General features: G+C 36.1%; 22 protein-coding genes and 2 pseudogenes. 2 read left to right on the forward strand and 22 right to left on the reverse strand.

What is annotated here, in order from left to right; translation table 11 throughout:
- Nucleotides 1-6 precede the first annotated feature (6 nt).
- The 22 genes and pseudogenes from BQ8014_RS03090 to BQ8014_RS03200 all read right to left on the reverse strand — a co-directional run bounded on the left by BQ8014_RS03090 (nucleotide 7) and on the right by BQ8014_RS03200 (nucleotide 20,432).
- Nucleotides 7-1,218 (reverse strand): TIGR04150 pseudo-rSAM protein, encoded by a 1,212-nt coding sequence (locus tag BQ8014_RS03090; RefSeq protein WP_080903082.1) that lies wholly within the window; start codon nucleotides 1,216-1,218, stop codon nucleotides 7-9.
- Nucleotides 1,219-1,229: 11 nt separating this feature from the next.
- Nucleotides 1,230-2,492, reverse strand: coding sequence for a radical SAM peptide maturase (locus BQ8014_RS03095; protein ID WP_080903083.1), 1,263 nt, complete (start codon nucleotides 2,490-2,492; stop codon nucleotides 1,230-1,232).
- 4 nt (nucleotides 2,493-2,496) lie between these two features.
- Nucleotides 2,497-3,708, reverse strand: coding sequence for a 6-bladed beta-propeller (locus BQ8014_RS03100; RefSeq protein WP_080903084.1), 1,212 nt, complete (start codon nucleotides 3,706-3,708; stop codon nucleotides 2,497-2,499).
- Nucleotides 3,709-3,933: 225 nt separating this feature from the next.
- Nucleotides 3,934-4,155 (reverse strand): TIGR04149 family rSAM-modified RiPP, encoded by a 222-nt coding sequence (locus BQ8014_RS03105; protein ID WP_080903068.1) that lies wholly within the window; start codon nucleotides 4,153-4,155, stop codon nucleotides 3,934-3,936.
- A 183-nt stretch (nucleotides 4,156-4,338) separates the two neighbouring features.
- Nucleotides 4,339-4,494 (reverse strand): annotated as a pseudogene (locus tag BQ8014_RS19990) (radical SAM peptide maturase); the annotation flags it as partial.
- A 702-nt stretch (nucleotides 4,495-5,196) separates the two neighbouring features.
- Entirely contained in the window at nucleotides 5,197-5,418 is a 222-nt protein-coding gene (locus BQ8014_RS03120) for a TIGR04149 family rSAM-modified RiPP (protein ID WP_080903068.1), read from the reverse strand.
- A gap of 183 nt (nucleotides 5,419-5,601) precedes the next feature.
- Nucleotides 5,602-5,757: pseudogene (locus BQ8014_RS19995) on the reverse strand (radical SAM peptide maturase); the annotation flags it as partial.
- A gap of 4 nt (nucleotides 5,758-5,761) precedes the next feature.
- Nucleotides 5,762-6,997: a 6-bladed beta-propeller gene (locus BQ8014_RS03130; protein ID WP_080903086.1), complete on the reverse strand. Its 1,236-nt coding sequence runs from the start codon at nucleotides 6,995-6,997 to the stop codon at nucleotides 5,762-5,764.
- Between the two features lie 123 nt (nucleotides 6,998-7,120).
- Nucleotides 7,121-7,330 (reverse strand): TIGR04149 family rSAM-modified RiPP, encoded by a 210-nt coding sequence (locus BQ8014_RS03135; RefSeq protein WP_080903087.1) that lies wholly within the window; start codon nucleotides 7,328-7,330, stop codon nucleotides 7,121-7,123.
- A gap of 330 nt (nucleotides 7,331-7,660) precedes the next feature.
- Nucleotides 7,661-8,881, reverse strand: a complete 1,221-nt coding sequence (locus tag BQ8014_RS03140; RefSeq protein ID WP_080903088.1) for a 6-bladed beta-propeller — start codon at nucleotides 8,879-8,881, stop codon at nucleotides 7,661-7,663.
- Nucleotides 8,882-8,982: 101 nt separating this feature from the next.
- Complete coding sequence (locus tag BQ8014_RS03145; RefSeq protein WP_080903089.1) at nucleotides 8,983-10,221, reverse strand: 6-bladed beta-propeller; 1,239 nt, start codon at nucleotides 10,219-10,221, stop codon at nucleotides 8,983-8,985.
- A 168-nt stretch (nucleotides 10,222-10,389) separates the two neighbouring features.
- Nucleotides 10,390-10,581, reverse strand: coding sequence for a TIGR04149 family rSAM-modified RiPP (locus BQ8014_RS03150; protein WP_080903090.1), 192 nt, complete (start codon nucleotides 10,579-10,581; stop codon nucleotides 10,390-10,392).
- Nucleotides 10,582-10,711: 130 nt separating this feature from the next.
- A complete protein-coding gene (locus tag BQ8014_RS03155) occupies nucleotides 10,712-11,137 on the reverse strand; it encodes a LytTR family DNA-binding domain-containing protein (RefSeq protein WP_080903091.1) in 426 nt (141 codons plus the stop codon).
- A gap of 17 nt (nucleotides 11,138-11,154) precedes the next feature.
- Complete coding sequence (locus BQ8014_RS03160; protein WP_080903092.1) at nucleotides 11,155-12,798, reverse strand: glycosyltransferase; 1,644 nt, start codon at nucleotides 12,796-12,798, stop codon at nucleotides 11,155-11,157.
- A gap of 133 nt (nucleotides 12,799-12,931) precedes the next feature.
- On the reverse strand, nucleotides 12,932-13,651 hold the full coding sequence (locus BQ8014_RS03165) for a glycosyltransferase (RefSeq protein ID WP_080903093.1): 720 nt from the start codon (nucleotides 13,649-13,651) through the stop codon (nucleotides 12,932-12,934).
- Between the two features lie 63 nt (nucleotides 13,652-13,714).
- Nucleotides 13,715-14,593 carry a glycosyltransferase family 2 protein gene (locus tag BQ8014_RS03170; RefSeq protein ID WP_080903094.1) on the reverse strand — a complete coding sequence of 293 codons (879 nt, stop codon included), beginning with the start codon at nucleotides 14,591-14,593 and terminating at the stop codon, nucleotides 13,715-13,717.
- Nucleotides 14,594-14,605: 12 nt separating this feature from the next.
- Entirely contained in the window at nucleotides 14,606-14,899 is a 294-nt protein-coding gene (locus BQ8014_RS03175) for a hypothetical protein (RefSeq protein WP_080903095.1), read from the reverse strand.
- A 157-nt stretch (nucleotides 14,900-15,056) separates the two neighbouring features.
- Nucleotides 15,057-15,905 (reverse strand): helix-turn-helix transcriptional regulator, encoded by an 849-nt coding sequence (locus BQ8014_RS03180; RefSeq protein ID WP_080903096.1) that lies wholly within the window; start codon nucleotides 15,903-15,905, stop codon nucleotides 15,057-15,059.
- 214 nt (nucleotides 15,906-16,119) lie between these two features.
- Complete coding sequence (locus tag BQ8014_RS03185; RefSeq protein WP_080903097.1) at nucleotides 16,120-16,695, reverse strand: hypothetical protein; 576 nt, start codon at nucleotides 16,693-16,695, stop codon at nucleotides 16,120-16,122.
- Between the two features lie 346 nt (nucleotides 16,696-17,041).
- Nucleotides 17,042-18,193, reverse strand: a complete 1,152-nt coding sequence (locus tag BQ8014_RS03190; RefSeq protein ID WP_080903098.1) for a 6-bladed beta-propeller — start codon at nucleotides 18,191-18,193, stop codon at nucleotides 17,042-17,044.
- Nucleotides 18,194-18,851: 658 nt separating this feature from the next.
- Nucleotides 18,852-20,114 (reverse strand): type II toxin-antitoxin system HipA family toxin, encoded by a 1,263-nt coding sequence (locus BQ8014_RS03195; RefSeq protein WP_080903099.1) that lies wholly within the window; start codon nucleotides 20,112-20,114, stop codon nucleotides 18,852-18,854.
- 6 nt (nucleotides 20,115-20,120) lie between these two features.
- Complete coding sequence (locus BQ8014_RS03200; protein WP_080903100.1) at nucleotides 20,121-20,432, reverse strand: helix-turn-helix domain-containing protein; 312 nt, start codon at nucleotides 20,430-20,432, stop codon at nucleotides 20,121-20,123.
- Nucleotides 20,433-20,507: 75 nt separating this feature from the next.
- Here BQ8014_RS03200 and BQ8014_RS19850 point away from each other — a divergent pair, with 75 nt between their 5' ends.
- Both BQ8014_RS19850 and BQ8014_RS03205 read left to right on the forward strand, forming a co-directional pair.
- On the forward strand, nucleotides 20,508-20,630 hold the full coding sequence (locus tag BQ8014_RS19850; protein WP_255376295.1) for a hypothetical protein: 123 nt from the start codon (nucleotides 20,508-20,510) through the stop codon (nucleotides 20,628-20,630).
- A 242-nt stretch (nucleotides 20,631-20,872) separates the two neighbouring features.
- Nucleotides 20,873-22,012 carry an AAA family ATPase gene (locus tag BQ8014_RS03205; protein WP_080903101.1) on the forward strand — a complete coding sequence of 380 codons (1,140 nt, stop codon included), beginning with the start codon at nucleotides 20,873-20,875 and terminating at the stop codon, nucleotides 22,010-22,012.
- Nucleotides 22,013-22,262: the final 250 nt, after the last annotated feature.

The following is a 22,262-nucleotide window of genomic DNA, read 5'->3' on the forward strand; positions in this document are numbered from 1 at the left end:
CGTTTTTCACGGATTGATATGGCAAAGATTGGACTTCCCGATCACTAATTCGTAATTGGAAGGAGAAGGACATAGCCATTGGTAAACACAATCCGAACAAGGCTTTTGATCCCGTATCATTCTCCACGAAATTCCTTCGTCCATTTCTTTATACAATAGATTATATATTGGGTCATTCATTGTTCCGATCGGTAATTGATTCAGGTTAGCATAAACCCTTCCGTCGGGAAGGATGGTTAATTTCCCAAAGAAATTGGTATTCACGGCCTGATGGGAAAAAACTTCTCTTTTGGAAAGATCTATTTCCTGGATGTCGTCCATTGACGTAAAAACATAGTCCTGAAAAAAGTTTTCATTATGTCCATTGAATAAAGGGATCAGGTCGTATCCTCTCATTTTGGTTTCTTCAATTACATTTGAAATCTGCTCATATTCTTCTTCTGACGTGACCGGGAAAAGAATATGAAAATCCAAACTATTATGCTTACAATAATTTGAAACTTGAGGTAATAATGACAAATTATTGCAAAGTACATTTGTTTCACATCCCCGCTTTAATGCTTCTTTATCTTTCATACTACGGATAAGATCGGAATCAAGCAAGTAAACAGATACTTCCAATTGATTATCATCCAACCATGAAATTAATTCATTTAAATGTGGATAAGTCATAATATCCCCGACTAGGCTTACTTTCGTAAGCATTCCTCCCCTGCAATTATGTAAAAAGTTTTTTAGCTTTTCCCAATCGATTATCCTGGAAGAGGGTCGCGGATAAATAGTCTGTCTGGAGAAAAGTTCACTCCCCAGATCCGTCCCATTAACATGAACGGTGATTTCGTGAAGGTCCTGTATGATTTTTCCTCCTATTCCCAACCGATGTTCCCATCGGATATGTTCGATATCATTCTGTAGCTTAAAATAGGGATAGAGTGAAACCGGCCGGAGAACGCCTTCCTGCTGTTCGACAAGTTCTCCTGAATGAGTCGAAACCAATTTGTCTATCCAGTTTTTAAGATTTAATTCCTTTAATTGCTCTTCCTCTATATCAACCGTATAAAGATTATCTAAGTTCGACAGATCGTCAATATATTCTTTCAAAACAAGACGATTCGGACCCGAAAAACTTTGTTTGTTCTTGCAATTATATACCAAAATGGTATCCTTGGTCTGCCATATAAATACATCTTGGAATATGCTTAACCAATATTTCTTCATCTTATTATAGATTAATCCGATATACGGGCTTCCCTCATAAGACGGCCGTATAACTTCGGGTGTTTTCTCAAATAGTCTATATTATTCTTTATATATCTCTTATGCGCCTCGGCATTTCTAAAACCAAAACATTTTGTATCGGGCTTATGAATATCATCGATTTGAAAAACACATTGGATACATTGTTTATTAATGCTACAAACAGCACATTGTTTTTGGTAACGGAACACATAATCATTATGCTGTTTAGCCGCTTTTTCAAGGTACAATTCAACCCTGTCATCATAGACTTGCCCCAAGGCAAATTCATGATTGATTTTCTCACATTGCAAAATTTTTCCATTTACCGTAACGAACATTTTTTTATAAAAGGGAGGACATGTTCCGGTAGGACAAGATTGTAATTTAGACTTATCTATAAAAAGATCATTATAGTTGTCATATACATTTTCACTATAGTTATGAATAAATGAAAGCAAAGTTCCGGTTTTGGGCTCTTTTATAAATAATTCAGCTTCTAAAACCTCACAGTTCAAAGATTTTTTGATACTTTCTTCCACATTTTGGTATGTGTTCCGGAATTCTTCAATCTTATCGAGCCTAATCCCAGAATTATTTAAGGGTGAAATTCTTGTTTCCTTAGAAAAATTATTTTTAATAAAATGATATGTACTTTCAACGCTGTTCCGGTTATGTAAAACGGAATTGAAATTTACATATTTTCTAAAATAATCCGGATACTGCTCCTGCAATTTTTTTACGTTTCTGATGACTCTGTCGAATGAATTTTTTCCACTTGCATCTACTCTATAGCTTTGACCCTGCTCGTCACCATCTAAACTGATTAATAATTGGATTTTCTTTTCGGCTATGTAGTCCATATATTTATTCAGCAACATGGCATTGGTTGTCATTGAAAAGAAAAATTGTTTACCTACCTCTTTAATAGTATCCAGATAATTAATCACTTCTTTTATAAATTTCATGTTCATCAATGGTTCACCGCCATAAAAACCAAATACCACGGGTTGGACCAATGATTTAGATAAATGGGTTCTCCATATATCAGCTAAATAATCAATAATCAATTTTGCCTTCTCTATGGGTAGATATTTGTCTTCCCTTAAATCATATCCTTCGTATAATTCGGCATAACCACAATATTTACATCTTAGATTGCAAGCATCTGTTACTTCAAACACCAACTGTTTTAGATTTATTAGGTTATACAAAATTGCTTTCTTATCAACTTTTAGAAATAAATCCGTATCCATTTTCTTATTCTTTAAATTTGATTAACATCAGTACCGGATTATCGTCTTCCTTTAAGGTGGCAACTATTTCTTTCAACTGTCCTTTTAGTTCTCCTTTGCTATTTGCTTCCAGCAGCATTGAAGGCCTAAGGAAGAAGATATCCATATCATCTTCCGAAATGATTTCACATTCATTCGCTCTAAAGAACAGCGATTTAGTATTGGGGCAATCCTCGTTGTATACATCATACGCACACATTTCTTGAGTTTGCTTATCATACATTAGTTGAACATCCGGATAACCGATTTGAGTGGCCTTGTCATATTCTTTTTTAACCGTATGGAAGAATTGATATCTGTCCGACCGGACTCCGGCGAAAACGAAGATAGGCGGATCCAATTGTTGGACAGAAGGTTTTTTCACCATCAACGGCGTAAGACTAAAGTCCGGATTGATCTTATAAACACTATCCGAGGATATCTCATTCAGAAGAATGTCTTTTCCTTTCTTTACAATTGGAAAACTTCCGGTAGAAATAAACAAAGACATTCCGTTTTCTAATTGTTCGATAAACTTCAAATCCAGCCTTTTCTCATAAGGGAGTTTGAAATCTTTCACCACATGGCCATCCTGTTTCGAAATAATGATATAAGGATTTCCCGTACTGTGAAAGGTGGCATAGCAGATTAGATGTTCCGCATCAAAGTTTGACATGTTCACGTATTGTCTTCCTTTTGAATGGAAGAAACTCCTCTTATATTGGCCTTCCTGATCGTATACGAATATTTTCTTTTTTTGCATGTCATTGATATAGAGCTCTCCGCGTGCTTTATCGAATGTCGCTCCTGAAGCCATGCTATATTCCTCTCCGCTTTGGCCTTGACGGTTTATTTTTTTAACGGCCTTGCCCTGTCTGTCAAAAAGGAGGATAGTCGCTTCTTTTTTCATACAATAAATGATTTTCTCACCATCTACATACATGGGGTAACCGTCACATAAAAAACTTTTATTCGTTTCCAAAGGTATATATTCCACATCGGCAATGTCTTGTAATCTAAATTTCTTCAAAGGATATTTCTTGGTTACATCCACAAGAATTAAATCATCCCTTGACCATTGAATTTCTTTAGTATCAGGAAAATTTGCTTCTGAAGTCTTTTTCTGTGATCCGTTTCCACAATCAGATAGGAATAGAAGAATAATCAGAACATATACTATGATGCTTTTCTCTTTCATTTTTTTTAAATACTAGATTGATGATGATATAGTTAAATTCCTAATTTTTCTTATTTGACATAAGCTCTATTTATTTTGTTAATTATTACAACCTTATTGGATTTTTATTTTTTAATCGTACGCCAATTGATAATTAAAAGAAATATTGACGTACGATTATTTAAGAATAATGAGGCTTCCTTTTTAAAAACATAGAACTATAATACTACAATCATTTTTTTATTATTAGTTATAAAATGTCTCATGCCCACGTAAATTACTGTCACCATTATCGATATTGCTGGATCCGCCATAATAGCTATCTGTAGGATCAGATTGGGTTCCAGAATATCGACATCCACAAAGGCAAGCAGAAACACAGCTTCCGCCTTTTATTAAGTTCTGTTCTCTTTTTTCCATCTCAGCTTTACTGAGATCATGCAAATGTAATTTCCCAAGTTTTTTCATATCTCTTATATTTTTAATTATATTATTGCAATATGCAATAACATCTTGAATTTATTAGAATCAAAATTGAGAAAATCATTATTTTGTATAAAATATGTTGAACATAGCGATTCTATATGTTGAATGAACTTTAAATGTTAAATTCCTCGCAAATAGCTGAATTTCCACGGAGTCAAATATTCCTTCTCTTATATCATACCCCTTATATATTTCATAGTAACCGCAATATTTATATCTGAGATTGCAAGCATCTGTTACCTCAAACACCAACTGTTTTAAATTTATTAGATTATACAGAATGATTTTCTTATCAACTTGCAGGAATAAATCCGTATCCATTTTCTTATTCTTTAAATTTGATCAACATCAATACCGGATTATCATCTTCTTTTATTTGAACGGCTATTTCCTTTAACTGACCTTTCAATTCACCTTTCTCTTCCATATTCTTGAGGACATGGGCTTGTATTGTTCCAACATAAACATTTTCTTTTATGTAGCAAATTCTCTCTATATAGGGGAAATCACTTTCGCTATATGTTTTAANCCATCTACATACATGGGGTAACCGTCACATAAAAAACTTTTATTCGTTTCCAAAGGTATATATTCCACATCGGCAATGTCTTGTAATCTAAATTTCTTCAAAGGATATTTCTTGGTTACATCCACAAGAATTAAATCATCCCTTGACCATTGAATTTCTTTAGTATCAGGAAAATTTGCTTCTGAAGTCTTTTTCTGTGATCCGTTTCCACAATCAGATAGGAATAGAAGAATAATCAGAACATATACTATGATGCTTTTCTCTTTCATTTTTTTTAAATACTAGATTGATGATGATATAGTTAAATTCCTAATTTTTCTTATTTGACATAAGCTCTATTTATTTTGTTAATTATTACAACCTTATTGGATTTTTATTTTTTAATCGTACGCCAATTGATAATTAAAAGAAATATTGACGTACGATTATTTAAGAATAATGAGGCTTCCTTTTTAAAAACATAGAACTATAATACTACAATCATTTTTTTATTATTAGTTATAAAATGTCTCATGCCCACGTAAATTACTGTCACCATTATCGATATTGCTGGATCCGCCATAATAGCTATCTGTAGGATCAGATTGGGTTCCAGAATATCGACATCCACAAAGGCAAGCAGAAACACAGCTTCCGCCTTTTATTAAGTTCTGTTCTCTTTTTTCCATCTCAGCTTTACTGAGATCATGCAAATGTAATTTCCCAAGTTTTTTCATATCTCTTATATTTTTAATTATATTATTGCAATATGCAATAACATCTTGAATTTATTAGAATCAAAATTGAGAAAATCATTATTTTGTATAAAATATGTTGAACATAGCGATTCTATATGTTGAATGAACTTTAAATGTTAAATTCCTCGCAAATAGCTGAATTTCCACGGAGTCAAATATTCCTTCTCTTATATCATACCCCTTATATATTTCATAGTAACCGCAATATTTATATCTGAGATTGCAAGCATCTGTTACCTCAAACACCAACTGTTTTAAATTTATTAGATTATACAGAATGATTTTCTTATCAACTTGCAGGAATAAATCCGTATCCATTTTCTTATTCTTTAAATTTGATCAACATCAATACCGGATTATCATCTTCTTTTATTTGAACGGCTATTTCCTTTAACTGACCTTTCAATTCACCTTTCTCTTCCATATTCTTGAGGACATGGGCTTGTATTGTTCCAACATAAACATTTTCTTTTATGTAGCAAATTCTCTCTATATAGGGGAAATCACTTTCGCTATATGTTTTAATTTTAATACCCTGATAATACAAGTTAAATTCATAGATTTTTTTTTCGTTTCTGTCGTAGACTAATGAAACGGTCGGAAAACCGACATTAGTCTCCCAGTTATACTCTTTCTTTACGGTCCACATAAAAAAATAGCGATGCGTATTCATGTTTGTCAACAAGAAAACAAATGGAGACATGGTTTGTATGGGAGGAGTTCGAACCGCCATCGGTTGAAGCTCATAGTTTTGTTTGAGACAGTAGATGGTATCCGATGATAGTTCATTTATGATAAAATCATTTCCGAATTTCATTATGGGATAATCAGGCATAGCCGTTGACACAGCACCTTCATCAACATCTTGAGTAAAATTAAGAGATATTTTTTTTTCAAAAGCAATGACTATTTTTTTTATTTTAGCTCCGGTTTGCTTTGAGATAATTAAAAACGGATTAATTTTACCACTCCTATATTCTGAAGAGACATCATAACAAATTAATTCCTTTTCATTAAAATTTGCGATTTTACTATATTGTGCAGCTTGGATATGATTAAAACTGCGTTTATAATTGCCATCCAAATCATATACGAATATTTTTTTCTTAAACATGTCATTTATATATAATTCTTTTTGGACATTATCCAAGAATGTTGGACCTATTTTCGTATATTCTTCCCCACTCTGTCCTTGATGGTTAAATCTTTTCAGTGCTTTTCCCGTCATGTCAAAAATGAAAACATTCCCATCCGATCTATTTGTTAACACAATTGCTTCATCCATCAAGCCCACTACATGTACTCTCGCATCACATAAAAAATCATTTTTGGTTTCCAACGGAATAAATTCGATGTCCGCCATATCTTCCCAATTAAAATCTTTCTTCGGGTAGTCTTTGGTTACATCTATCATTATAAGGCTATTTTTATTATCCGTTTCTTTTTGTGAAAGGGTATCCTTTTTAACACTATCTTCCTTGACTGGTTTACTTGGATTATGGCATCCACTTAATAAAATCAAATCGAATAAAAAGAGAATAATTAAAGACTGCTTCATATTTTGTACTAGAATTAATAGGAAATGTGGGTGTATATCAAAAGCCTATTAAAAATATGGATAAGGTATTCCAGGCCTTTTGATATACCCCCATAAATTAAGTTTTAAAAGTCAATTATCCGACTAACTCCGATTTCCACTATTATTTGCTGCGGTACTTGAACCTCCATAATAGCTATCTGTAGGATCAGATTGAGTTCCTTCATATCGACATGGACAATAGCAAACATAGACCGGTGGCAAATCATACCCTCCCTTAATCATGTTCTGTTCTCTTTTTTCCATCTCAGCTTTACTGAGATCATGCAAATGTAATTTCCCAAGTTTTTTCATATCTCTTATATTTTAAGTTATATCATTGCAATAGGCAATAACACTATGAATTTATTAAAAGCAAAATTGAGAAAATCATCATTTTGTATAAAATATGTTGAACATAGCGATTTAGTATGTTGAACGAGTTTTAAATGTTAAAATCCTCGCAAATAGCTGAATTTCCACGGGGTCAAATATTCCTTCTCTTATATCATACCCCTTATATATTTCATAGTAACCGCAATATTTATATCTGAGATTGCAAGCATCTGTAACCTCGAAAACCAACGGCCTTAGATTTACGATATTATGCAAGACATTTTTTATTTATCTCTGAAAACATATTGATTAGTTTTTAAACTTCAGAAACATAACGACATCATTATCATCCTCCTTCAGATTGGCGGCTATTTCTTTTAATTCATTTTTTAGGGCCCCCTTCTCAAGAGTTTCTTTTAACCGGGAAGCCCGTAAAGTAACAAAAGATTGGTTTTTGTTCAAGAAAACGGCATTTGCTAATCCGTCGAAAACAATAGGAACATCGGGATAGTCATCATTAAACAAAGTATATTCCCCTATTTCACCCGTACGCTTATCCGCCATTAAAAAAGTACGGGGAAAAGCAGTATTCATTTTTTTATCCCATTCTTTCCTGATTGTTTGCATAAACAAATAATGCTCTGTCTCCAAAGTGACCATTAACGCGATGAAAGGTGTTGTCTCAAGTACTGAAGGAGTACGGGTAAGCAAAGGGACCAAACCAGAATCTTTTGTAAACCGGAAGATCGTGTCGGAAGAGATCTCATTGACTATAATATCAGCTCCTCTATGAATCAGGGGAAACGCGACTGTGAGCATGGTGCCAAAGGCCCCATCTTCCCGTTCCATTGTAAAGGCCAATGATTGTTTCTCCTTATACGGAATGTAAACCGTCCTTGTCTTTTGCCCGTCGCTTTTCGATAGTAACAGACAAGATTCATTTGCTTTCTGTCCTCTGCAGGGAACAATTAACTCCTTATCGTTAAAAACAGAGAAAAAGCTGTACTGTTCTCCCGGCAAATGATAAAAGCTTCGTTTATAATTACCCTCCATATCATATACCGAAATCTTTTTGGCAAACATATTATTGACATACAACTCCCCCTTTTCACTGTCAAAGGTGACACTCCCCATCGAGAAATACTCTTCCGGCCCCTGTCCTTTCCGATTTATCTTCTTGACAGCCTTTCCCTGTCGGTCGAAAATTAGAATGGAACCTTCCCCCGCATTATTTGAAATGATTATATTTTTATCCCCGGCAAAACAAATTTGCCCATCTGCTATAAATTCGCGATTTGTTTCCAAGGGAATATACTCCACATCGGCAATGTCTTGCAACCGGATTTTCTTAACCGAATATTTTTTAGTCACGTCCACTTCGATAAGGCTGTTTTTGCTATAGCTTCCTTCCTGTAAAAGAGTATCTTTCCCAGTATGGTTTTTATCGGTTGGCTTAGCGGATCGATGGCAAGCGCTTAAGCATAGTGAAACTCCAATGGCTACACAAAGTAAGATGGCGATTCTTTTCATGTTTAATCGGATTAAAGTTCTTAACTGTCAGAGATACTGATTGTTTTTTAATTAGTTATTTCGTCATTCGATTTATATCGGAAAATTGTTTCGTGTGTCCTTTATTCTTTAAATTTGATCAACATCAATACCGGATTGTCATCTTCTTTTATATTTTGAGCAATCTGTTTAAGTTGTCCCTGTAATTCATCATTATCTTTCATCTTTTTAAGTAAATATGACTGAATCGTTCCAACGAATGTGTTTTTATTAATATAACATTCCCGTTCGATTTTAGGAAACAAATTAAAATCAATGATTTGATCGGGAGATTCATAACAAATCTTATATTCATACACCTTGCAGTCTTTATAGTCATAACCTAAATGCACTCTTGGGAATCCGATATTAGTTTTCCAATCATATTTTTTTGTAACAACATCCACGAAAAGATAGCGATTTGTTTCAATGTCCGACAGAAGAAAAACCGTAGGGTCCATCGTTTGCACCGGAGGAGTCCTTGTAACCACTGCCTGAAGTTCATAATTTGGCTTAAGTTTATAGAGGGTATCGGATGATACCTCATTTAGCAGAAAGCCGTCCTCTGTTTTGATTATTGGAAATACAGGGGTGGATTCTCCTATCCATATGTCCTCGCTTTTCTTAATTATTTCGACCTCCAGTCTTTTATCAAAAGGGATAATAATATCTCTTATTTTCTTCCCGGTCTTTTTTGATACAATTATAAAAGGAGAGGCTTTCCCTGCTCTACTTTCTTCCCCCCGGTCGTAACAAATCATTGTGCTATCATTAAAACTTGCTATTTTAGAATATAAACTTCCGGGATGATGGCGAAAACTTCGTTTATATTTCCCGACAAAGTCATAAACAAAAATCTTCTTTTTCCACATGTCGTTAATATATAGCTCTTTATTCTCATGGTCCAAAACCGCTTGGGAGATACCGATATATTCTTCACCCCCACCTCCTTTTCTATTGAATTTCGTTAGTGCTTTTCCCTTTCTGCTAAAAATAAAAACAGTTCCCTCTTTCCAATTATGAAAGAAAATTTTATCGTCGGTCACAGCAAATACACGCCCTTTTTCGTCACATAAGAAATCCGCTTTGGTTTCCAACGGAATAAATTCGATATCAGCGATATTCTTTAAATCTATTTCTTTTGGGGGATAAGATTTTTTCAAATCAATTTTCAATATTTCATTTTGAAATTTATTTGAACTATTTTCAATAAATGGAATAGCTGCTTTATTTGAATTTTGAGATTTATTACAACTGTTAAAAATTAAACAAATACAAAATAATAAAACACCATTCTCTAAATAAATATGTAGATATTTCATAAATATAATTTTATAAGAACTTTATTTGAGTAAGATATAATGGGAGGTAAGTAGTTGTCAAATCTTTATAATATCCAGATTGTAAACATTTACGAATATACTAAGAAATAAAAGAGAAAAGCTTTTATCACTCTATCTAACGGTGACAAAGCTTTTCTTTTATCTAAATTAATAGCCCCCATTAGCAAGAAAGTTATTTTCAGTAGGAGCTCCCCCATAATAACTATCAGTTGGGTCAGACTGAGTACCAGCATATCTACAGTTACAGATACATCTTCCTCCTTTAATAACATTTTGTTCTCTTTTTCCCATCTCAGCTTTGCTAAGATCATGCAATTTTAATTTCCCAAGCTTCTTCATATCTATTATATTTTAAGTTATATTATTGCAATAGACAATAACACCTTGAATTTATTAAAAAATAAATGCTTGCCATCACTATTTTATAGGCAATTTGTTGAATGTGGCTGTTTTATATGTTGAATAGAATTTAAGTGTTAAATTTCTCACAGAATACGGCATTCCGGCAGGACAAACATGCTTCACACCGGAAAAAATGAGTTTTTACGTAATGTAACCGTTCCCGGAAGACATTCTTTTTCCTGGAAGATATTATATACTTTTTCCCCAATGCCGCATGCAAAACAAAAAAAGAGCCTTCTTTTTCATACAAGGAAACGTAAATAAGATTAACAATGACGGAACGATTACATTGGAAAAAGACAGAGGGAAGTCTTTTGGCTATTTGAGACAAAGGAGTCTCCAAATATACTTTTTTGTTTTTTATGGTTGTAATAGTGGTATAAGGAGCTTCCGCCACGACATCAAGGATATCATAATAATAAAGACAGGTAACCTTATTCGATTCTTCCACAATCAGTTCCCTGTCACAAAACAGTATATTTCCCTTTTTCATGGTAGCTTTACTTTAATTTATTTACAAAAAAAGAGCATGTTGAGTCCCATACCGGCGCTTCCGTTTAATAACCCTGAAGGCATTCTTTCCAATTCCTCTTCTGCCGGAATCCTTACACAAATAAAATCGGATAACCCGATCGGATGGAGTACCAGCTGATTCCGCAGGATATAAGCGGAATATTCCAAAAGGATGTCCGCGTCATCCTGTTTTGTAAAGTCCGGTAAAGACAAAACCTCACGGACCTTATCCGCTAAACCGGTGAGATATTCCGGATCAAAATAAGATTTCCGGTTGTTTTCTTCGGCAAACATCAAACGGGTAGATACATAGAATAAGATCCCCGCCAATCCCCGGTCAAACGTCCAATCGGAAATTCGTTTCGGATCCCGTTCCATTATTTTTTTATCAAGATCTTCCAATACCTCATCCGGATCGCCCTCCACAAATCCATGTCGCATCAAATAGGCAATTCCCCAGGCAATGCCGCAATAACCGCTTTCCATATTCACAGGAAGAGAGGTATTCAGATTTTTACACAAATCATCCAACAAATAACCCGCCAACTCTTCCGAAACCACATCTCCGGCATACTTGGCATAATGATACAAAAAGAGAAGATGTCCCATTCTTCCGTAAAAAAGGCCTATATCGGCAGTTGAACAACTATGTAAAGCAATATGTCGGGCTATTTGTCTCAACCGTTTTTCTTTTTCTTCGGACGACAACCGAATCTGGTCCTTGTTCCTGTTCAACTGTAATACAAAGTCAAAATCTTTGGTGAAAATCTGTTGGTAGTACTGCTTCAATCGCTCCATAGAACCGGCATTTTTATAAAACAAAGCGTAAGCATCCCCATAGATTTCTTTCCAACTGGACTTAAGTTTGCGGAACAATTGCTTTTTGAGTTCCAAAGGCAGTAGAGTTTCCGCTATCAACAACTTGTTATAGGTGGTATGTATCGTTTCCACCTGATAAGGGAATTCCTTTCTGTAGATATGTCCGACCTCAATATCTTCAAGCAATTTACAACGCCCTCCTTCAAGCCAGACTTTCAGGCTAATATACACTTCGTCGCTACCATAAGAGATCAATCCGTCTAACCCCTTAAGGTATTGCCAATATTCCTTACTTGATGCATAGGCGGCTCCCAAGACGCAAGGAATGCCATCCTCCGGTACATTTGGGAACTCGTTCTTATCCCAAATCCATTCGGCATCCAACGATTTATCCAAACCAATGTAGGCACCGTAAGACACAGGCCTTTTGGCATCTTCAATCAGCTTCCCGTCTTTGAGATGCAAAGCCTTTGTCTGGCAACAAAGCAAAAGTTTACTGTCGTACTTTAATTCCCGTATGATTTCGTCCACCCAACCCGTATGGTAAAATCTCATATGTGCATCTAACAAGAGAAAAAAGGGCGTCCGTGAAAGTTCCACTCCTAAATCACGGGACGCGGCAACTCCGAGCCGCTCCGTATTCTCCAGGTAAACGGCTCCGAATCGAGCGGCAACGGAGGCATAATCATACTGATCGGTAGAGGCGTCGTTGATAAGAATAATTTCCACATCATCATTCGAGAATGCCTTTATACTCTCTAATGTATTTCCTACCTCATCGCCTTCATTTAGAAAAGGAATAATGACTGTCAACCATTTCATACTCTATAAATTTAAACTCACCTTTGTTACACATCAAAATATTTTATAATAAGACCAAAGAATCTCGGCATTTGACCGGCCAGCAATAGCCGATCCATCTGATCCACAATAATAATTATCCTATTCAATCCCATTAATGCAAATAGAGATCTTTCAACCATTCATATAAGCTATGCCTGGAATAAACACCATCTTTATTCAAATCATTTAATCTCCACATCTCATTCCACAAATGGACCGCGTATGCTTCTTCAGAGATAATAGGAGATATATCATTAATGAGTTTATCTAATTGATAATAGGGTATCGGACAGAAAACGGCTGGTTTCTGCAGATACGGCTCAAAGTCATAGAGAGAAAGAACTTCACGAATAAGGGAAAGTCCGAACGTCCCCCATGCGATCCCTGCTTTCGAAGGGTATTCATTAATGGAATTCAGGCAATCTTCTAAATAATCAGCACGCATAGGAGACTTTATATACCCTATATTTATAATAGATAAAGAACCGACTTCTTCTTGCGCAAAACAATACGCTTTTTCAAAGGCAAATGGTTTAAGGCAAACGGTATCCATATCTACCCACCATCCTCCCTTTTCATAAAGGAGTTTATATCTGAACCAGTCAGCAAAACTTGCAACACTTCCCCTTGAGTCAAGGAAAATATTTTCCTCCGGAATTATCTCATTTGCATCATACAATACCGCATACTGCGGAATGGAGATTTGACGGTCATAAACATACAAATGAAATTCATGGCCATTTTTTATATAAGAATTTATACATAGTAACTCCATTACGGATAAATGATTTCCGATCCATAAGCTTTGTACGATTTTATTATCGGCTGACATTTTAATGTTATCTTACATTACACTTCTCTTAAAAATAAGTTATTCACCCTCACGCCAAATCAGCTAATAAGCTTGCAACGATCTTCTCTCTTTTACAAAACTGATCTGCATTTCTTCCGCAGTAGTTTCTACAATTTTCTTTAGCTGTTCAAACGAAATTTTATTTTCGTTCAACAAACAAATAGTTGTATTCAGCAGATTATAATATGAGCTGTCCTCTGCTATGATTTTCTCCATAATAAGTTCAATGTACTCCACCTGTATCTTAATTGAACTTTCGAACATTTTCTTTTTATTTACCGATGTCACCTGCATATTAGAAAGGCGATATTTTAAAACGACTTTAGGTATATTTCCAAAGAGAAGGCCTTTACTTATTAAGTCTATCCATAATTTATAATCTTCTGCGCAAGAATAACCTTTCTTATATACTCCATAGATTCCATTTGCATAAGGAAATAGTTTTTTTAACGCACCTTTCATCATTATTGTCGGATGACACATCGGATTATAAAAAATCGCAGCACGAACAATATCCGAATGATTTTCAAAAGTTTTCACCACAGTCTCATAATCACCAAAGGTTTCCATCCAACCTCCACAAATATCTAGAATGGGGTTGTCTATTAAAAATGCCACTTGCTCTTGTAATCTATAAGGAAACATTATATCATCTGAATCCATTCTGGCAATATATTCTCCATTAGCGGCAGATACACCTTTATTTAAAGAATCAATAAAGGAATGCTTATTATTCAGAATCTTAATCCTCGGATCCTGATAGCTTTTTAAAATTTCTAGGCTACTATCGGTAGAGCCATCATTTACAATAATAAGTTCAAAGTCGCTAAACGTTTGTTCAAGAACACTGTCAATAGACTCTCGAAGATGTTTTTCGGCATTATAGACAGGCATTACCACTGATATTTTAGGATTTTTCATATGCTTTTGATCTTACGGAAGCTTTAACACTTTTTTAAACGCCGGATTTCCAGAAAAATCAATGATAATAATCTGAATCGCACCTAAGTTTCCTAAAAAAGAAGCATCCAATTGGATAGAGTTCTGGACTAATTTTATGGGTGAGAACAAGGACCGGGTTCTAGCGGAAGCCAGACTTCCTTCCAATTCGATTTCCTTTTCGGTGTCGTTGCATTCCTTGACTGAGGGATTTTCAGCAAATGTTGCAATAGTTGAATAAAGTGAGCAGCCAATGGCCACACAAACTAAAAAGATGATTTTTTTCATATCCAGTTGATTTAAGAGCTTGTTTTCAAATTTATCTCTTCTCTTTTTCTTGAAAAATAGGCTATAGCTGCCATATAGTTTTTTTTACATAAAAAACGGCTATCTGTTTATGAATAAACAGAATAAATAAAAGTTAATATAGGTCTGATATAGCTTTTTATATGGAATCTTCGGACTTAGTTCCTCGGGAATTAAACTTTTGGTACAGAAAGTCGGAAATATTTCCCATGGGTGGAATACCTAATTTCTTCCGGATAGAGGAACGCTTCATCTGGACGGTATTCAAGCTTAACTCCATAATGATCCCGATCTCGTCGCTATGAAATTTCATGTAGGTCAGGCAACAGATACAGAACTCCGTTTCATCCAATGCGGGGTAAACTTCACGCAAACGATCAAAAAGATGGTATTGCAATTCATTCATGGAATGATAGAGAATGTTCCAATCCAACTCTTCCCGGCCATATGCGATTTCATTAAACAATTTAGTTATATTCTGATCTCCATTTCTTTTCTCTTTTTCCTTCTTTATCTGTTTTTCCAAGAGGGCGGCTTTCTTTAAAATCCCAAAATGATGAAGCAGGGTGTTATGGAAAGATCTTTCTTTCTCATCAAAGCTCTTAGCCATCTCCATCAGACGGTTGATCTTTTGTTCGGCTTCCCGTTCTTTCTTTTTACTTTGAATGCATTTTTTGTAATAAACCAGTGCAAGAAGAAGAGTGACGGAAAGTAAGAAAAAAGAATAGAAAAGTAATCGCTTTCGTTGGAACACCAGCCGGATATTCTCGCTTTGCAACCATTTGGGATCGTTTTTCTCCCGGATTTCCAGAACGGCCTTCAGACTGTTTTCTGCTAAAACGGAGGCCAAATAATGTGTATAGTCTCTATGGCAAGCAAACGCCAGGAGATGATCCGGTAAATCATCGGTCTCCTGCGGTTCCCGGTTGCAGGAAAAGCTTAGGAAGAGGAAAAGAAGGGCAAGGCATAATAGTTTCCGGTCAAACATTTTATTCAGATTTTAGGTGAATGTAATTCTTGCCAAATTAACCAATAAAAAAGGAAAAACTACGATAAAATCCGAATTCAATTCTTGCTCAATTCTTACATGATATGAATAAAATTTACTAGAAACGACTCCTTTCATACAATTGAAAGAAACCTATATTATTCTTTAATAGGATTTCCCAATCTGTACCTATTGCATCAGTCATTTGTTATTGTCAATCCTTCATGGGCAACTTCCAGCATTCCTGAGCATATTCTGCCGGAGTCAACTTATATAATTTTAATTTATAACGCTCCGGAATAGGATTATGCATCATTTGCATAACTTCGTTGAATCGAGACGGATTATCGACTGTTAAACCTATACCAGATTTCATCCTTGCTTTTATAGGACCTATTTCGGTGTGAACAAATTCAATTTTTGTTTCTTTACCAATCTCCAAACCGATTAAAATCGGAGATTCGAAAATATTGGAACTAATGCTACCTATGAGAATGTTACAAACAATCGGAACTTCGAAATTAAACGTACCATCTTTTCTCAACTCGGTTTTAAATTCTTTGATTTCAGCTGTTACCGGATTAGGAAACATCAAAGTAATGACTGGTTTCTCATTCAAAGTGTCCGGGTCCATATGAATGATTTTCCCAGACAATTTAGCAATTTCCATTTTGATTTGCGGATCAGGCAGTGTCGCTTTTTTTACGGCTGAACTGGGTAAAAGATCCAATGAAACAAAGGCTAGCAAAGTCGCAATAGTCAGAATCCTCCTATAAAAATATCTATTCATGTTTTTTATTTTTTGACCATATAGGAAAAGTATATTGAACTATAGAAATTTATTTCTTAGGGCTAAATATACTTTATTTAGGTTTACCTTACATCAGAACAATACAACGAACTAGATGTATAAGGTGTTTGAATGCACTTTCTACCATAGATATTTAATACAACATTTGTCATTATATTGTTTACCTTCACAAGCCTTTATTTTACTCCCATCCCCAGAAGGACAGGTATCACCACCACCATATCCGCCTGTAATCATTTTTTATTTCGTTCTCATTCATAAGAACTGCATCCTTTAGTTTTAATTTTCCTGACGTTTTCCGGATTTTCTTATCCACAGTATAGAGTCACTTTAGTTTGGCTATAAACAGCACGTTATTATCGTTTTCGTCTAACGAGCTCATCATCTCTTCCAATTGCTTGCGGTCTTTGGCCGAACAATCGCTTTTAGCAAGCCGCTCTTCGATTTTTTCGACAAGAGACGACGGCTCAAACATTTGGTAGAACCAGCCTTTATTGAAATTGAACGTGGGCGCATCCATATGTCCGAAAAAGTCATTTACTATTTTTATATAGTCCGACGTGTTTTTCTTCTTGTCTACATAAATTACACCTTTCCCGAAAACTACAGTCAGGTAGTAGTTCGCAATTTCGCTATAAATATGTCCGGGAATTTCCTCTCCCCTGCCAAAATTCATTGTGAATTTCGGATACGCTTTATTTTTTTCTTTGTCGTAATGGAACAGGGTGTCACATGAAGTAATCATAAAACTGAAATCGGGCGTATTCCGATAGGAGAAAACTTCGTTATTGAATCCTACGAAACCATAGGTAGGATCCATCGCCTGTACCAGAAGGCCGCCGGAAGGTTTCAACTCGCTTTTCAAATGGCCGTCTTTGTCGTATTGCAAAGCGAGAAACGGATCTTCGTCGGTACTAAAAGGCATGTGGACCAAGGTAATGTCCCCATTGTCGGAAACGTCTATTTTGGGTTTGTTGAGATTGGCTTTTACGATAATCTCCCCCACAAAACTACCGTCGGTATTGTATTCTAAAACCTTTCGGGAATTGGCAAAAGGAGACAAATACACTTTCCCTGGCTGGTCTTGTATGGCTTCATCATAAAGGGACGTATATTCACCGGGACCTCCTCCTATACTTCCCACTTTACAAATCAATTTTCCCGTATGGTCGAACAGCAGAAAAGGCCGGTTACTTTGGCGGATACCGATATATTTATCGGTGATGATCGGCAGTGCAGGTTTAAAATAGGCTTCATCTTTATTTTCAAAGCGTACAATCTTGAAATCTTGCACCAAATCGCTTAAATTCAGCGTAACGGTATCTTTCACATTGTTGAAATTACATACAGTCAGGGAATTACCCTCACTCTCAGTTACGATGACGGAACCATCTCCAGCAGGCGCCGTCCCGCAGCCTGTTGAGAAAAGCATGAAACTTGTAACAATTATTGTTACGAAAAGAGGTCGTTTTTTCATTTTGATTTGATTTAAAGTTCTTAGTACCAAAGTTATATTTTATATTTCTCTTATAAAATAGCCTATCGGAGTTATATCGCTTTTTTATGTATTAGAAAAGGATATCTCTTTATCAGTGAGCAAAATAAATAAAAGTTAATATAGCTCCGGAATCGCTTTTTATACGTTTTTCATAGGTTCTCCTTCTTCGGAATTAAACTTTTGATCCAGAAAGTCGGAGATATTCCCCATGGATGGAATATCTAATCGGTTGCAGGAAAAGCATAGGAAGAGGCAAAGAAAGGCAAGACATAATAGTTTCCGGTCAAACATTTTATTCAGATTTTAGGTGAATGTAATTCTTTCCCAAATAACCAATAAAAAAGGAAAAACTACGATAAATCCGAACTCAATTCTTATTCAATTATTTTACGGCATAAATAAGGCATGCAGGGAACAATCATTTGCCTTTCCATTGAAAGGAATAACAAACTACCCCGCTTTGTCGGCAAAAGAGCGCTTTTCACAAATTTGGGGAAAGAGTTTATCTATCTGAATATGTAACAGGTTATCAATCATTTAACTCCAAGCTAAACTCAGAACAGCTTTTCAACGCAATGGGACAAATTAATGATTCACTTTCATTTTAATAATTGGTCGCATAATGAGGGAAATAGAGTCAATATCTGAACGCCGGCTCCATCATCAATTGCTCTGAACTCGATATCTTGTACTTGTTGGCAGTTTGTCTCCAATCGGAAACAACTAATTTTATTTGCCCGATAATCTGCTTGGCTTCCTCTCCTTTCAGTCTGAAATATGGAGCTACTTGCAGGGCTAAATCAAAATCCAACGAATTATCCTCCTCCGAAATATTTAATTTTAGTCCTGCGCCATACGGGTTGGGATTGATGTCATAAGCCGGTGATAATATCCATCCCTTATTGGTTAAAATAAAGCCGTGATTGCGTAAATGGTCGTCAGTATTACTCACTGCAATCGAAAAGACAATTCTTCTGAACAATTCTTGCAAATCTTCTTTTGCATTTGCAGCATTCTGAATAATATACTCCACTATTTCAAGATAACTAACACCCGCTGAACAATCCGCTCCATCGGTATATCCAAGCAATGTCATCGCCGATGAGAAATGTATTCTTTTTCCCTCTATAATTCTATCGAAACGTTTAGTCAAAAATGTGTGATGTTTACTGTTGAAACGCTTGATATTTGCCATGGCAATGTTTATTCCCGATTTTTGAGCTAATTCATTTACAACCATTTCCCAAGCCCCCATATCGGTCTCGTCATTTACGCTGGGGAATTTTGCTATCCACAATGAGCCATCTGTATGCTGAACGCTTGCTTTTGGTCTTGCGCCACCTAATGAAGAACCGGGAGCCATTAATATATTTAACCATTTCAACAGGATAGGATTGTCTTTTTCTAAATTACGTTCCAATTCCAAGCTTGCGTGTTCCAATTCACGAATGGAAATCCAAGGTGGTGCGGAAAGACCTTTGTTGTTATCCAAAAAATCGCCTTTAGGATTCAGCTTGAAACGGAGTGCACCCATACGATGCATATCATATACTCCCAGTAAAAAATCAGATTCGTATAGTTTATTTACGGGGCGCCCTTCCGTTTTAGCCAGAATCGCTTCTCTGCGCTTCATCAATACACGTCCCCAACGGTCAGGGGAAGAATCTAAGAACAAGCCAAAGTTTGATTTCTCGTCTCTCAAATATTGCACACCCGAATAAAAGCCTAAATCAGGGTCAAGAAGCTGTGTGTGACGATTTTTTAGCCAATCTTTATCGTATTCGAAGGAGAAAATCTCTTTGCCCCTCAATAATTCAGAAGAAAGAATTCCCATCTGTTCCGGATTTTCCAATCCTAACCAATCGGCATAAACGTATATTCTTTTTTGTGCTGTTTCCATAGCCGTCTATTTCTTAGGCGCACGTCTTCCAACAACCAATTCGGCATCCTGAAGTTTACGTCCTAACACATCATCTTTTCCAACTTCCGACAAATCATTCTCCAGTCCTAATACAAACAATACTTGCGCGTACGTCCCCATAGATACACTTGGCAAACCTTTTTCCACCTGCCAAAGCGTGGAACGTGAAATTCCTGCCCGCTCAGCAACTTGCTCCGCTGTTAATTTTCTGCGCAACCGGGCAAATTTGATATTCTCGCCTAACCCGGCTAGAATAGTAGTCAGTTTGGGCAATAATATCGTTTTATAACCTTTCATAATGTTTTATATTCTATGCAAAAATAACTATTTTGTTTTAAATATAAAACGTTATATCGATAAAATATATTATTGATGGAAAGACCCTTGAAAGCAAGTGTAAAATGCCTGATTTCTTCCGGATGGAGGATCGCTTTGTTTGAAGAAATGGGAAACATAGCTTACAGGAGTTCAAGCAGTCGACAGCCGAACGGCTGAAACCGATTGATTTAGAGGACAGACGCAATAAAACTTTGCGTGATCCGGATGCAGTCTTGGAATATATTGATGGCAAAATGGTGGATAGCCAAATGTATTATATCCTTCTTGACGAAGTACAGCCAGTGAAAGCAATTAGAAGTTGATTTTGTATGCAATCTATGAACATCTATGAGTTCTTGCTGGATGAAGAGAGATTATTGTAAATATAATTATTATATTTGCAATAAAAGCAAAACAGTATGGAAACGGCAAATATACTTAACCCTTTTGTAGTCGGCAGGTATGTTTCAGATAGGTTTTTCTGTGACCGCCAAAAGGAAACGGAGTTTTTGATAAAACAAATCAAGAACGGACGCAATGTTGCTCTCATTTCTCCACGACGCATGGGGAAAACAGGATTGATTCAGCATTGCTTCAACCAAGAGCAATTTAGAGAATACTATCATACTTTCTTTGTCGATATTTATGCTACGACCTCGTTAGCCGAGTTTGCCTATCTATTAGGCAAAGCCATTTATGATGAGCTGAAACCAAAGAGAACCGTTTGGACGGAACGATTTTTTCAAATTATCCGCTCTTTGCGTGTTGGCTTTAAATTGGATACGATGACGGGAGAGCCAAGTTTCGATATAGGCTTGGGAGATATCCGGGCACCTCAAACCACACTCGATGAAATTTTCGAGTACCTCGAAGCTGCCGACAAGCCTTGCCTTGTGGCGATCGACGAGTTCCAGCAGATAGGCAGTTATGAGGAAAAGAATGTGGAAGCTTTGCTACGTACAAAAATCCAGCAATGCAAACAAACCATGTTTATCTTCTCCGGCAGTAAGCAACATCTGATGAGTAACCTATTCAATTCTTCTTCCAAGCCATTTTATCAGAGTGCCATCAGCATGGGATTAGAACCGATACCGATGGAGATTTATACAACCTTTGCCATCCGCCTGTTTGAAGAACGGGGAAAGCAAGTCGAACCCATTCTTGTTGAAAAAGTCTACCAGCAATTTAATGGCTGCACCTGGTTTGTACAAATGATAATGAATGAACTCTTTGCGCTCACGGCAAAGGATGAATGCTGTGATACTTCAAAGTTAGATACTGCCTGGAAGAACGTTATCCAAACGCAGGAAGGCAGTTACAAAGACTTGCTTTCACGACTTGCTCCCAAGCAGAAACTGGTGCTTCAAGCCATAGCTAAAGAGGGGGATGCGAGAGGGGTTACCTCGTCGGCATTTATCAAAAAATATAATTTACCCTCGGCCAGTTCCGTGCAGTCGGCGCTCAAACCATTGCTAAAGACAGGTTTAGTAACGCAGGAAGGAGATGCCTACCGGGTGTACGATTATTTCTTTGCCGATTGGCTGGCAAACGAGTATTAGCACCTTCTTTTATGGTTACTTATTTAAAGCAAGAACCGCTTTCGGCCGTTTTCCTCCCGGAGAGGAGCTTATCTTAACTAAATCCTGCCATAAAACAGAGTGTTCCTGATTTAACACGGTTGTTTCCCGTTCATTCAATACCGGTTTGGCAAACTCGTATAATCTTTGCACATCGACCGAAACGGCTATTTTGTATAGGATAGCGATATTGATGATATAACTGTGGTTGTAGAATATTTAAATGACAACC

The sequence above is a fragment of the Parabacteroides sp. Marseille-P3160 genome (genome assembly GCF_900162725.1).
In the GTDB taxonomy this organism is placed as follows: Bacteria; Bacteroidota; Bacteroidia; order Bacteroidales; family Tannerellaceae; genus Marseille-P3160.